At 72.1% G+C, this 13710-nt stretch carries 9 protein-coding genes; 7 read left to right on the top strand and 2 right to left on the bottom strand.

Going from position 1 to position 13710, the window contains the following annotated elements:
- Nucleotides 1-251 precede the first annotated feature (251 nt).
- The 4 genes from TR49_RS02950 (at nucleotide 252) to TR49_RS02935 (ending at nucleotide 6211) form a co-directional block, all read left to right on the top strand.
- Nucleotides 252-1829, top strand: a complete 1578-nt coding sequence (locus TR49_RS02950; RefSeq protein WP_084724494.1) for a sensor histidine kinase — start codon at nucleotides 252-254, stop codon at nucleotides 1827-1829.
- 143 nt (nucleotides 1830-1972) lie between these two features.
- Nucleotides 1973-2629 carry a response regulator gene (locus TR49_RS02945; RefSeq protein ID WP_268874049.1) on the top strand — a complete coding sequence of 219 codons (657 nt, stop codon included), beginning with the start codon at nucleotides 1973-1975 and terminating at the stop codon, nucleotides 2627-2629.
- A 175-nt stretch (nucleotides 2630-2804) separates the two neighbouring features.
- Nucleotides 2805-4367, top strand: coding sequence for a glycosyltransferase 87 family protein (locus tag TR49_RS02940; protein WP_152627028.1), 1563 nt, complete (start codon nucleotides 2805-2807; stop codon nucleotides 4365-4367).
- Between the two features lie 173 nt (nucleotides 4368-4540).
- Nucleotides 4541-6211 carry a N,N-dimethylformamidase beta subunit family domain-containing protein gene (locus tag TR49_RS02935; protein WP_236653195.1) on the top strand — a complete coding sequence of 557 codons (1671 nt, stop codon included), beginning with the start codon at nucleotides 4541-4543 and terminating at the stop codon, nucleotides 6209-6211.
- Between the two features lie 51 nt (nucleotides 6212-6262).
- Here the strand turns inward: TR49_RS02935 and TR49_RS02930 are convergent, their stop codons facing one another.
- A complete protein-coding gene (locus tag TR49_RS02930; protein WP_236653194.1) occupies nucleotides 6263-7930 on the bottom strand; it encodes a penicillin-binding transpeptidase domain-containing protein in 1668 nt (555 codons plus the stop codon).
- A gap of 187 nt (nucleotides 7931-8117) precedes the next feature.
- Nucleotides 8118-9905, bottom strand: coding sequence for a dolichyl-phosphate-mannose--protein mannosyltransferase (locus TR49_RS02925; RefSeq protein ID WP_236653193.1), 1788 nt, complete (start codon nucleotides 9903-9905; stop codon nucleotides 8118-8120).
- Nucleotides 9906-10400: 495 nt separating this feature from the next.
- Between TR49_RS02925 and rsmI the strand changes: the two genes are divergently transcribed.
- The 3 genes from rsmI (at nucleotide 10401) to metG (ending at nucleotide 13686) form a co-directional block, all read left to right on the top strand.
- A complete protein-coding gene (gene rsmI / locus TR49_RS02920; RefSeq protein WP_042376762.1) occupies nucleotides 10401-11246 on the top strand; it encodes a 16S rRNA (cytidine(1402)-2'-O)-methyltransferase in 846 nt (281 codons plus the stop codon).
- Nucleotides 11247-11574: 328 nt separating this feature from the next.
- Nucleotides 11575-12027 carry a hypothetical protein gene (locus TR49_RS39585; RefSeq protein ID WP_052433934.1) on the top strand — a complete coding sequence of 151 codons (453 nt, stop codon included), beginning with the start codon at nucleotides 11575-11577 and terminating at the stop codon, nucleotides 12025-12027.
- Nucleotides 12028-12081: 54 nt separating this feature from the next.
- Nucleotides 12082-13686 (top strand): methionine--tRNA ligase, encoded by a 1605-nt coding sequence (metG, locus tag TR49_RS02910; protein WP_042376760.1) that lies wholly within the window; start codon nucleotides 12082-12084, stop codon nucleotides 13684-13686.
- Nucleotides 13687-13710: the final 24 nt, after the last annotated feature.

Below are 13710 nucleotides of genomic sequence, written 5' to 3'. Positions count from 1 at the left end.
CACCGGACGGCCCGGGCGATCGGTAGACCCTGCGGGCCGGCGATCCTCCGGCCCTCCGGCCCTCCGGCCCTCCGGCCCTCCGGCCCTCCGGCCCTCCGGCCCTCCGGCGCCGGGGCCCGGCGGCCTCCGTGGCTCGGACAGCGGCCGCGTGGGTGAACGGATGCACCGACCGAAGGAAAACCGGGCCGGAGGCGATCTCAGGCTGCGCCCCGGGTGTCCGCGACCTGGGAGCGGATTACGCTGGCCCCGTCATGGGGAGCGCACTGCGGAACGCTGTGAGCCGCGCGTGGGGGCGGGGTCGCCGCGTCGCGCGGCTGCTCTGGGATGCCGCCTGGGCGGCGCCGGACCGGCATGTGCCGTTCGCGCCGCAGCTCGGGCGGACGACGCGGCTCGCGCTGGGTGTGACCGGTCTCGTCGTCGTGCTCGTGCTCGCGGCCAGCGCGGACCAGCAGCTGGTGCAGCTCGTGCCCAGCAGCCTGGCCTGGGCGCTGGCCGCACTGCAGGCGCTGCCGCTGCTGCTGGTGGTCTCGCGGCCGCTGGCCGCCTGGCGCCTGAGCACGCTCGGGCTGACGCTGGCGACCTTCGCCGAGGTGGGGCACGCGCCGACGCCGTTCTGGCCGTGGCCGGTCAGCTCCTGTATCGCGTTCGTGGTCCTGGTGTTCGTCACCGCCCAGCGCTACGGCCGTGACATCGCCATCGGAGTCGACCTGCTCACGGCCGGGGCCGTGCTGCTGCCCGCCCTGCTGCTGGTCGACCTGCCGCCGGTGGTGCTGGGTGTCGCGGTCGTCGCGGTGACGCTGGTGCTGGTGCTGGGGGAGTCGATCCACTCGCGGCTCGAGGCCGAACGGCATCTGGAGCAGGCCGAACAGCAGCGCCGCGCGGGGCTGGCCCGGCAGGCTGTGCTGGAGGAGCGCAGCCGGATCGCCCGGGAGCTGCACGACGTCGTCGCGCACCACATGTCGATGATCGCCATCCAGGCGGAGGCCGCCCCCTACAAGGAGCCGGGCCTGCCCGAGCAGACCCGGCGCACGTTCACGGCGATCCGGGAGGCGTCGACCACCGCGCTGACGGAGATGCGGCGGGTCATCGGTCTGCTGCGCGAGGAGGACGAGGGAGCGGAGCGCGCGCCCCAGCCCGGCATCGACGGAATCCCGGACATGGTCCGAGCTGCCCGCGGGGCCGGGATGCAGGTCGACCTGACGCTGACCGGCGGCCCCGACCGGGTTCCGTCGGTCGTGGACGTGTCCGTGTACCGGATCGTCCAGGAGGCCCTGAGCAACGCCGGCCGGCACGCGCCGGGCGCGCATGTGGCCATCGAGGTGGAGCGTTCCGCGGGCGGCGTGCGGATCGAGGTGATCGACGACGGCGGCCCCGGCGGCAGTCGCGCGCCGTTGCCGCCCGGCGGCAACGGCGGTCACGGGCTGACGGGCATGCGCGAGCGCGCCGCCCTGCTCGGCGGGACGCTGCGCGCCGGCCACCGCCGCAGCGGCGGTTTCGCGGTGACGGCGTGGCTGCCGATGGACGGCCCGCGTGTGCGGACCCGCGAGGGCCGTGGAGAATCGAGCACGAACGGCATCACCATCAAGGACCTCACCGCCAACGGCCTCGGTGACGAGGACACCGGCACCACGAGCACCAGCTCGGACGGAAACAGCAGGAACGGAATCGGCGGACCGGCCGGTGTCGACCTCACCGGAGCCGGACACCCCGGCGGTGGCGGCCTCGATGCGCTGGGTGGCCACCTCGACGTGGAGATGGGCGACAGGCACGTGAACGGACAGCGGGACGGGCGCGCCGGTGAACGGCCGAACGGACAGGGGGAACGGTGACACAGGCGGCGGAGCCCGCGGACACGGCACAGCCCGAGGGCATCACGGAGACCGTGCCCGAGGTGCACCCGGGTGTGTACGCGGACGTACACGCGGACCAGCGTCAGAGCGGGCAGCGGGACGCGCGGGATGCACAGGAGACGATTCGGGTGCTGCTGGTCGACGACCAGGAGATGGTCCGGGACGGGCTCGGCGCGCTGCTGTCCAGCGCGCCCGACATCGAGCTGGTCGGCGAGGCCGGCGACGGGATCAAGGCCGTCCATCTGGCCCGGGAGCTCTCGCCCGACGTGGTCGTCATGGACGTCCGGATGCCGGGGATGGACGGGCTCACCGCGACGGGCGCGATCGTGGACGCGGGCGGCGAGCAGGGGCCGCGTGTCCTCATCCTGACCACCTTCGACCTCGACGAGTACGTGTACGAGGCGCTGGCACGAGGGGCCAGCGGATTTCTGCTCAAGGACGCCCCGGCGCGCGACCTCATCAACGCCGTCCGTGTCATCGCGGCCGGTCAGGCGCTGCTCGCGCCGTCGGTGACGCGCCGTCTCATCGCGGACGTGGCGCGCCGCCGGCGCGCCGGGAACCTGCGGCCCGAGGCCGTGGCGAGCCTGACCGCCCGCGAGCTGGACGTGCTGCGGCAGGTGGCCCGCGGGCTGTCCAACTCGGAGATCGCCGACGAGCTGGTGCTGTCGGAGCAGACCATCAAGACCCACGTCGGGCGCATCCTCGCCAAGCTGGAACTGCGCGACCGCACCCAGGCGGTCGTGTTCGCCTACGAACACGGCCTCGCGGGCGGGGAGTGACGCGCGGGAGGCTGTGAACCGCCGTTCGGGTGGCGTCCGGATGGCGGTTTTGCGCAGGCTGGACACGTCGTCACCCAGCGTGCCCGCGCATGCGTGTGCCCCCTACCCGGGAAGGATGGGTGAACAACCCTGTGGTGTGACGACAGGCCGGGCCGGGGCTTCCTAATGTGGCACCGTGACGACGACTCATGCCCGTTCGGGGGAGACACGGCGAGCCGCCGCGCGTCTGCCGCTGCCGCGTCAGCGTGTGCAGCAGCTCGGTGCAGGGCTGCGGGGAGGCGGCGCGGCGGGGGCGTACGGCCGTGCGCCGTGGGTGCTGGGGGCACTAGTCTGCGCCGGGTGGGCCTTCGCGTTCCCCCTGATCTCGAACCTCGCTTCGCAGCGCGCCTGGGGTTGGTCGGCGGGCTCCGGCTACCTGCTGGCCGCGCTGGTCGCCGCCCTGCTTCCGCGCGGGCGGTCGGGGAGCGCCGCCCGGCCGATCCGTGTCGCGGTGGGCATCGCGTTGCTGGGCGGGGTCGTGGTCCCACTCGTGCTGCTGCTGGTGCTCGGTCAGGCACAGTCCGAGGTCTTCGTGGTGCAGCAGTCGGCCGTCCGGCTGGTGCACACGGGCAGCCCGTACCTGCCGCACCCGGCCAAGTGGACGGGCTACACGCCGTACCTGCCGGGCATGGCCATGTTCGGCTTCCCGCATCTGGTGCTCCCCGCCGTCCTGGGTGACGCGCGCATCTGGTTCCTGCTGGCCTTCGTGGTCTGTCTCGTCCTGGCCTGGCGCATCCTGCGGGGCGGACCGCTCGCGGTGCCGTTCGCGGCCGTGGTGGCGTCACCGCTGGTCGCGCTGCCCGCGGCGGTGAGCGGGGTGGACCTGCCGATGATCGGCGGCTGCATCCTGGCGCTGGCCCTGGCCGGACGCGGGAACGCGGCGCGCGCCGGGGTGGTGCTGGGTCTCGTCTGCGCGCTCAAGTGGACGGCGTGGCCGGCCGTGCCCGTCGCACTGCTGCTGCTCCTGCAGGTGGGCGGACGCCGGTCGGCGTTGCGCGGGCTGCTGTGGACTGGGCTGGTGGGAGGCGTGCTGGTGCTGCCCTTCGCCCTGGCCTTCCCGCAGGCCATGCTGGAGCAGGTGGTCCGTTTCCCGCTGGGTCTGTCGAAGGTGCGGACGCCTGCGGGCAGCCCGCTCCCGGGCCACATCCTGGCCCAGATGGGCCCGGACGGGAGGACTGCCTCCCTGGTCCTGTTCGCGCTGAGTGGTCTGGCCGTCTGCCTCTGGCTGGTGGCCCGGCCGCCACGCGACGCGCGTGTGGCGTGCGACCGGCTGGCGCTGGGTGTCGCCCTCGCCTTCCTGTTGGCCCCGGCGGGGCGGTTCGGCTATCTCCAGTTGCCGGTCTTGCTCGTGCTGTGGCCGCGCCTGGCCCTGCGGACCCGGCGTCCTGCCGTCCCGCCGGTTCTGGTGGCGAGCAGTGAGGATCCCGCGGGCGATGCCGCCACGGTTCACAGCGAGGCATCGCGGCTGGCTGTTCACAGTCCAGCCGGGATTCACGGCATGGCCGAGCCCGACGACTCGGTTCACAGTCGGGATGTGGTGCACGCGGGGCCGGTCCACTCCGACCGCCTGCTGCGTCCTGCCGCCACGCGCACCGACCGGGCTGCCCATGCCGACCGCGCCGCCCACGGTGACCGACCCGCACGCGCCGACCGCGCGGACCAGGCCGGTCACGCGGCCAGTGCCGCGGCTCGGTCGTAGCCGAAGTACCGGGCCGCCACGGCACCATCGCGCCGTCTGCGCACCTCGCCTGATGAGGCTTCCGGCCGTGGGTGGCCGCCTCGACGCTCCCGAGTGGCCGTGTCGTCCCGTGCGCGTAGTGTCGTTCGATGACGACCCGAGGCTGAGCATGGGCTGAGAGGAGGGCGGGGCGGGTGGACCATGGCACCGAGACGGGCGAAGAAGCCGGCGCAGTAGCGGGCGCGGGCGCGAACACCGGCGAAGAGGCGAGTGCGGACGCGGGGGCGGTCACGCCCACCGCCACGGAACGCGGACTGACACGTCGAGGGGTGCTGGGGGCGGCGGCGGTCGCGGGGGCTGTCGTCGGGGTGGCCGGCCTGAGCGGCTGCGGGTCGGGCGACGCGACCCCCCGCTCGGTGCACGGGAACCGGCACACCCTGTCGGCGGGGCCGGTGCCGACAGGCGTGCAGTCGGCGGCCACGCTCGCCGAGAACGCCAAGCCCGGGGCAGCCGACTGGCGGATCGCCAGACTCGGTGCGCCCGAGGCCATCGAGGGCTACACCGACAAGGCGTCGGCCCGGCCCGGAGAGCCCGTCGCCCTGAGTGTGTCGACGACCGCGTCCGGGTTCACCGTCTCCGCCTACCGTGTCGGCTGGTACGGGGGCACGCAGGCCCGCCTGGTGTGGCGGTCGGCGCGCATCCGTGGCGAGCGGCAGGCCGCGCCCGTCATCGAGTCCGCCACCCGGACGGTCAAGGCGAGCTGGAAGCCGTCGCTGACGCTGGACACCCGCGGCTGGCCCGAGGGCGCCTACCTGCTGCGGCTCGACGCCGTGAACGGCAGTCAGCGCTGGGTGCCGCTGGTGCTGCGTTCACAGGACGCCCACGGGCGGGTCCTGGTCATGCACGGCACGGCGACCTGGCAGGCGTACAACACGTGGGGCGGTACCAGCCTCTACCAGGGTGTGAACGGCAGCTACGGCAGCCGGGCGCTGAAGGTCTCCTTCGACCGCCCTTACGCGGACGAGGGCGCGGAGAAGTTCCTCGCCTACGAGCGGGCCGTGGTGGTCCTGGCCGAACGCCTCGGGCTGCCGCTGGCCTACACCACGGGCATCGACGTGCACACCGACCCGTCGATACTCGGTGGCGCGACGGCCGTGCTCTCCCTCGGGCACGACGAGTACTGGACGCCGCAGCAGCGACAGTCCGTCACCAAGGCCCGGGACGCGGGCACCAACGTCGCCTTCCTCGGCGCGAACACCTGCTTCCGCCGGATCCGGGTGGAGGACGCGGGCCGCACCGTGGTCTGCTACAAGACGGACTACCGCGACGACCCCGCCTATCTGCAGGACCGCGCGCTCACCACGACAGACTTCCGCTCCGGCCCGGCCGCCGACCCGGAGTCGTCCATGACGGGCGTCCTCTACGAGGGCTACCCGACCGACGCGCCCTACGTCGTGCGCAGCCCCGACCACTGGCTGTTCGAGGGCACGGGCGTGCGTGCCGGCGACTCCTTCGACCACCTTGTCGGCGTCGAGTACGACCGGGTCACGCCGGGGGCGCCGACGCCGCGGCCGATCGAGATCCTGGCCCACTCGCCGCTGGTCTGCAACGGCGACCACAGCCACTCCGACTCCGCCTACTACACCGCGCGCAGCGGCGCCGGGGTCTTCGCCTCGGGCACCATGCGCTGGGTCGAGGGCCTGATGGCGGGCGGTCACGACGACGGCGGCGACCACGGCATGAACGCCCGCACGGCCGCCTTCGTCGCCAAGGTCACGGAGAACCTGCTGAACGCCTTCGCCCTGGGCCCGGTCGCGAACCACCGGCCGGAGCCCAAGGACAACGTCCAGGCCGTCTACGGCTGAGCACCCCTTCGGGGCTGCCGCCTGAGGAGGGGCCGGGCTCGCCCCTTCGGTTCAGGAGCCGGTCGCCTCAAGCAGCTTCTGTACGACGTAGCCCGCGGTCCCGGCACCCGAACTGCCGCCGATCACCACGGACGACACGGCGATGCGGTCGTTGTACGCGGTCATCCAGCCGTCCGTGCCGTTGTTCGGAGTCTCCGCGGTGCCCGTCTTGGCACCGACCGTGCCGGACAACCCGCCGAGAACCGGATTGGCCGTGCCGTACGGTTGCCGGACCACGGCGCGCATCATCTGCTGGAGATAGGCGTCCGTGCTGCCGGACAGGCTGGCAGGAGCGGACGTCTGCTTCTGGCCCGGTATCAGGATGGGCTGCTCGAACGAGCCGTGCTGCACCGTCGCCGCGACGGAGGCGAGGAGCAGCGGAGTCAGCACGACCCGTCCCTGGCCGATGAACTGGGCCGCGTTGTCGCCCCCCTGTTCGTCCGTCGGGATCTTGGGGTCGGCCGTCTGCACGCCGCCGCCGACGGACCACGAGCCGAAGCCGAAGACGTTCGTGGCCTCGTCGGCGAGGGCGGAGGAGGGCTGACCGTGCGTCACCAGCTTGTCGTAGCCCGCCCAGATGAACCCGGTGTTGCAGGAGCGGGCGAAGTCGTCGATCAGTGACGCATTCGGGTTGTTCGGGACGTCCTGTTCGTTGTGGAACTGCTCGGACGCCGCCGTCTGCTCGGTGCTGCAGGGGGCCGTCGAGGAGGGCGACATCCCGGCATGGTCGAAGAGGGCGGCCGAGGTGAGGATCTTCATCGAGGAACCCGGCGCCTGAGGGTTGTTGATGGCGATGTCGCCGACGCCGCCGCTGTACGCGATCGCGAGGATGTGACCGTCCGAGGGGCGGACCACGACCACCCCGGTGCTCTTGCCCTTGACCTGCGGGAGCTGCATCGCGGCCTCCGCCCGGGCCTGAAGCGTCGCGTCGATCGTGGTCCTGATCGTCGCCGCCTTCGGCTGGCTGAACACCTTGGCGGCGGAAACGTTGGAGCCCGAGCTGTCCACGACCTCGACGCCGGTTCCGCTCGCTCCACCGGCGGCCGTGCCGTTCTGGGCGATCGTGGAGAGGATGTCCCCCAGGGAAGGGAACTGGGCCGCGGTGAGCAGGGCGCCGTTCTGGTCCGTGATCGTCGTCGACGCGGCGCTCGTCGTGACCGGTCCCGCCTGGAGCGACTGCCCGGCGGCCAGCGACGGGTACAGCACCGACGGCGCCCAGCGGACCGCCGTCTTGCCGTTGCCGCTCTGCACCACGTCGAGCGAGCCCTTGTAGGTCCAGGTGCCGCCCTTGACCTGCGCGGAGACGTCGAAGCCGACCGTCTCGGCCCCGCCGGCCGAGGAGGTGCCGGTCGCGGTGATGTGGGAGAAGGAGACGCTCGTCAGACCGAGGCCGTCGTGGTACTTCTGCAGGGCCGCCTGGGTGGTCAGCGGGGAGTCGGAGGCCTTTCCGGCATCCGCGTAGTGGCCGGGGCCCGCCTGCCATGCCTGCAGGAACGTGGTGGCCTGCGCCTGAGCCGCCGTGGAGCTAGGCGGCGCCGTCGAGAGGTCCGACGCGTTGAAGGTCGCCGGGCCGCCCGGCGAGCCGAGCAGCGCGTGCCCGATGTTGAAGGCGGCGTATCCCCCGCCCGCGAGCATCGCCGCCACCACTGAGGCGACGGCTATCTTCGCTCCCTTGTTCACGACCCCGTTCCCCCTGTCTCCGTGACGGTGCGCCTGTGACGCCTGTGCCCCCGTGCACCGTCAGCTTGTCGCAGGGATGGTACGTGTGCGTTCACAGTCCCGGAAGGAGAATCGGAGAACCGTTATTCGTCCGCGTTCAGCTGACGGCCCGCCATTTCCGACTCGGGTTCCGAGGCCGCCGGACCCGTCAGATCCACGAGGGCCACCACATTCGGGCGCGCCAGTCGTCCACCGGAATGACCTGGGCGTCGTAGAGCGGGAGGAAATACAGGAAATTGGCCATGATCGCGAGGATGAGTACACCGGCTCCGATCGCGCCGAGCAGACGGCGGTCTCCCCGGGCGCGGGCGTGCCCCAGCATGGCGCCGATCATGAAGGCGACGGCCAGGGCGAGGTAGGGCTCGAAGTCGATCGTGTAGAACAGGAAGATCGTCCGCTGCTGCCACTGGAACCAGGGCAGGTAACCGGCCGCGACGGCGACGCAGATCGCGGCGGCCCGCCAGTCGCGGCGGAAGAACCACCGGTACAGGCAGTAGAGCAGCGCGAACGTGGCCGTCCACCACAGCAGCGGCGTGCCGATGCCGAGCACCTCGCTGGAGCACTGCGCGACCGTGCAGCCGCTCTTCCCCTGCGTCGGCGACTCGTAGTAGAACGACACCGGCCGCGCGTTGACCAGCCAGCTCCAGGGGTTGGACATGTAGGTGTGCGGGGTGTGCAGGTTGGTGTTGAAGTTCCAGATCTCCGAGTGGTAGTGCCACAGGCTGCGCAGCGCCGCGGGCACCCAGGTCATGTCGAACTGCGGCAGGTGGTGCAGCGGTCCGATGGAGTCCGGGGACAGGCCCTTGCGGCCCGCGGCCCAGTTGCGGTCGTAGCCACCGGAGGTGGCCAGCCAGCCGGACCAGGAGCCGACGTAGGTCAGCAGCGCCACGACGACCATCGACACGACCGCCCAGGGTGCGTCGTGCAGCGCGGCCGTCAGGTACGGACGGCGGGCGCCGGCGGCCTTGCGGGCCGTCGCGTCCCAGACCACCGTCATGACGCCGAACAGGGCCAGGAACCACAGGCCGTTCCACTTGGTCGCGCAGTCCAGGCCGAGGCAGACACCGGCAAGGATCCGGTAGGGACGCCAGCCGAGGCGGGCGGAGGTCGCCAGCTCGTGGTTCGGCGGCGCGTCGGGGTTGTCGACGGTCGCGCCGACCGCGTCGGCGAGGCGCGCGCGGCTGCGGTCGCGGTCGATCAGCAGCAGGCCGAAGGCGCACAGGGCCCAGAACATCACCATCTGGTCGAGCAGCCCGGTGCGGCTCATCACGTAGTGCATGCCGTCCACGGCCAGCAGCAGGCCCGCCAGGCAGCCGAGCAGCGTGGAGCGAAACAGCCGGCGGCCGATCCGGCAGACGATCAGCACGGCGAGGACGCCCAGCAGCGCGACCATGAACCGCCAGCCGAACGGGTTCAGGCCGAAGAGCTCCTCGCCGATCCCGATCACCCACTTGCCGGCCGGCGGGTGCGCGATGAACTCGGGGCCGGTGGGCGTGGGGATGTGCTGCGGCGTCTGCATGATGAGCGTGTTGGCGTTGTCCGCCCAGTTGCGCTCGTAGCCGAAGTGCCAGATGGACCAGGAGTCCTTGGCGTAGTACGTCTCGTCGAAGATGATCGCGTTCGGGGTGCCGAGTTTCCAGAACGTCATCGCGGCGGCGAACCCGGTGAGGATCAGCGGTCCGATCCAGCCCGCCCAGCGGCAGACGAACTGCCACAGCCCCGCCGGGACGTGCAGGCCAAGCCGCGCCAGCACGGGCGAGGGCGCGCCGGTCGGCACGCCGGGCCCGTCCGGCATCGGCGGCACCAGCCGCGCCCGCAGGGACGTCCGCTCACCCGGCCGGTACCCGTACCGCGTGAGTCTGCGCGCCCACGGCGAGGGCGGCGTCGTCCCCTGCGCGGTGGCGGCGGTCAGCGTGTCCGTCCTGTCTTCATGCACGCGAGCATCGTAGGGGCCGATCCTGTCCAGACCAGAGGATCGACGGGATCTTCGGCACAAGGAGACACTTCGGCCCGCTGCTTCCGAAGGGCGCGACTCCGTCCGGCGGGGCGGACGGCGCGCCTGCGGGCGGGGATGTGTGCACCCGGTCGGGGCAGGGTGGAACCGATCCTCCCCCCAGATCCTCCCCCAGACCCTCAGCCCGCAAGAGGGGCCCGCCTCGACCTGGTCCTGAGGTGGGGCGTCCCGCCGCCCTCGCGCCCAGGGCAGGCACTGAGCCCTCCGGCCGACCGGCGTCGCGCCCCCGCAGGCGGGAGCGCTCGTAGCCCGGCCACCTGTCCGGCGGGCACCGGACAGCACGGCGGAGCCGGGCCCGGCTCCGCCGGACGGGTTGTGCGGACCCGCGCCGCGGACGCCGGATGCGGCGGATCCGCAGCGCGTGCGGGCCGGGTCGAGCTGCGAGGGCGGGGCTCGGGCAGATGGGAGGATGGGCGTGTGACAGGTCTACTCGTGCTGGCTGGAACCCCCATCGGTGACGTCGAGGACGCGCCGCCGAGGCTGGCGAAGGAGCTCGCCGAGGCGGACGTCGTCGCCGCGGAGGACACGCGGCGCCTGCGGCGGCTCGCGCAGGCGCTGGACGTGGCGCCGACCGGGCGGATCGTCTCCTACTTCGAGGGCAACGAGGTGGGCCGCACCCCCGAGCTGGTCGACGCCCTGCTCGGAGGCGCGCGCGTGCTGCTGGTGACGGACGCCGGGATGCCGTCCGTGTCCGACCCGGGCTACCGGCTCGTCGCCGCCGCCGTCGAGGCGGGCGTGCGGATCACCGCCGTGCCGGGGCCGTCCGCGGTGTTGACCGCGCTCGCGCTGTCGGGGCTGCCGGTGGACCGTTTCTGCTTCGAGGGCTTTCTGCCGCGCAAGGGCGGTGAGCGCGCCGCCCGCCTGCGGGAGCTCGGCACCGAGCCGCGGACCATGGTGTTCTTCGAGTCGCCGCACCGGATCGAGGAGTCGCTGAAGGCGATGGCCGAGGCCTTCGGCGCCGAGCGGGACGCGGCCGTCTGCCGGGAGCTGACCAAGACCTACGAGGAGGTCAAGCGCGGACGGCTCGGCGAGCTCGCCGCCTGGGCCGCGGACGGGGTGCGGGGCGAGATCACCGTCGTGGTCGGGGGAGCGCCCGCGGCCGCGCCGGCCGCCGTGGACGCCGCCGAGCTGGCCAGGCGTGTCGCGCTGCGCGTGGACGCCGGCGAGCACCGCAAGGAGGCGATCGCGGCCGTCGCGGTCGAGGCGGGGCTCCCCAAGCGGGAGGTCTTCGACGCCGTCGTGGCGGCCAAGTCGGCCCCCTGACGCGCTGCCGAGCCGCTGCCGGGGCCGCTCCCGACCCGATCCCGACTCCGCTTCCGAGCCGCTCCTGACCTGGGTCGTTGCCCCCTTTCTGGCGGTCTCACGCTCCGCTTACCTTTCCTCCGAACGGGGCGTACGGTGACGGAATAGGCAAACAGCGAACCAAGAGGCGCCCCCGCAATCCCCACGCGAGGTCTCGGGGACGCCAAGAAGAGCCAACTCTCCCCAAAGAAACCCCGTGGCACTGCGGATGGCCTGCGTCGCGGGGAAATCATTGAGGACGAGAAAGTCCCGCTCCGGGCGGACGCCCGCCGGGCACTGGGAGCACGTCATGAGCGAAACCTCCGCGCCCACACGTCGACCGAAGCTCGAGCCGGCCCACGAGGCCTACTCCTTCGCGTGCCTGAACTGCGGTTTCGTCTGGGAACAGGCGTACGAGATCGAGCACGTCGTCGACTACAACGGCCAGATGGTCTACCGCTACAAGGCCAACGGCGTACCTGTCGCCTCGCCGCTGACGCACCCGGCCTGTCCCGGCTGTGGCGGCCCGCATGTGCGGATCATGGCCTCCGGGCGCGTGGCCAGGGCGAACGCGGGGCGGTACCAGGACGAGAGCGCCCGTCAGGCGGAACTGCTGTCGCAGCACATGGCCGACGCCCCGGACGAGACCGGGTCCGACGCCAGGGCGGCGGCCGGGCCGTCGCCCGCGGTGGCAGAGGCAACGGGACCGGAGCCGGGGACGTCGCGACGCCGGCACTGGTGGAGCCCGCGTCGAGCCGACTGACCGAAGGCCGGTCACCCGGACAGGCCCACCCCCGGCGGCCGATACCATTGCGGCATGACCGCCGTCCAGAACCCCGGCAAGAGCTACTACGTCTCGACGCCGATCTACTACGTCAACGACCGACCGCACCTCGGTCACGCGTACACCACCGTCGCCGGAGACGTGCTGACCCGCTGGCACCGCCAGCGCGGCGAGCGGGTGTGGTACCTGACCGGGACGGACGAGCACGGCCAGAAGATCATGCGCACCGCCGAGGCCAACGGCGTCTCGCCGCAGGAGTGGTGCGACAAGCTCGTCGAGGAGGCGTGGAAGCCCCTCTGGGAGCACCTGGAGATCGCCAACGACGACTTCATCCGCACCACCGAGGACCGGCACACGGCCCGGGTGCAGGAGTTCGTCCAGGACCTCTACGACAAGGGCGAGATCTACCAGGGCGGCTACGAGGGCCCGTACTGCGTGGGCTGCGAGGAGTACAAGGCTCCCGGCGAGCTGCTGGACGGCGAGGGTGAGTTCGCGGGGCAGAAGATCTGCGCGATCCACAAGAAGCCGGTGGAGATGCTGAAGGAGGAGAACTACTTCTTCAAGCTCTCCGAGTACGGCCCCAAGCTGCTGGAGTTCTACGCCGCCAACCCCGACTTCATCCAGCCGGAGTCGGCCCGCAACGAGGTCGTGCGCTTCGTCGAGCAGGGCCTGCAGGACCTCTCGATCTCCCGCTCCACCTTCGACTGGGGCGTGCAGATCCCCTGGGACCCGAAGCACGTCATCTACGTCTGGGTCGACGCGCTGCTCAACTACGCCACGGCGGTCGGCTACGGCGCCGACCAGGCCAAGTTCGAGGACACCTTCCCGGCCGACGTCCACCTCGTCGGCAAGGACATCCTCCGCTTCCACGCGGTGATCTGGCCGGCCATGCTGATGGCCAACGGTCTGCCGCTGCCCAAGCGCGTGGTCGCCAACGGCTGGCTGATGGTCGGCGGCGAGAAGATGAGCAAGTCCAACCTGACCGGCATCGCGCCGCAGGACCTGACGGCCCACTTCGGCGTCGACGCCTACCGCTACTACTTCCTGCGCGCGATCCCGTTCGGCACGGACGGCTCGTTCTCGTGGGAGGACTTCTCCGCCCGCTACACCTCCGAGCTCGCCAACGACTTCGGCAACCTCGCCTCGCGCGTGGCGGCGATGGTCGGCAAGTACTTCGGCGGGGTCCTGCCCGAGGCGACGGCCTCCGGCCCGGCCGAGGCGGCGCTGGCCCAGGGGCTGGCCAAGGCCGTGGCCGAGTCCGACGAGAAGATCGGCGAGAGGCTGGACTTCGCGGGCGGCATCGCCGCGATCTTCGACTTCGTGAAGCAGGTCAACGGCTACCTCACCGAGCAGGAGCCGTGGAAGGTCGCCAAGGACGAGTCCCCCGAGGGCCAGGCGCGTCTGGCGACCATCCTCTACGCGGCGGCGGAGTCGCTGCGCGGTGTGGCGATCCTGCTGAACCCGGTCATGCCGCGCGTCTCCGGGCTGCTGTGGGACTCCCTCGGCGCGGAGGCCGTGCTGGGCGCTCTCGGCGACCAGCGGATCGCGGAGGCCGGGCAGTGGGGCCGTCTCCCGGCCGGGGTGACGGTGACCAAGGGCGAGATCCTCTTCCCGCGCCTGGAAGAGAAGAAGGACTGAGCGGTCGTTGCACGGTTCAGGGGC

The sequence above is a fragment of the Streptacidiphilus melanogenes genome (assembly GCF_000787835.1).
GTDB classification, from domain to species: domain Bacteria; phylum Actinomycetota; class Actinomycetes; order Streptomycetales; family Streptomycetaceae; genus Streptacidiphilus; species Streptacidiphilus melanogenes.
Note: the sequence above shows the minus strand (reverse complement) of the source record. Positions and strands in the feature narration are given on the sequence as shown.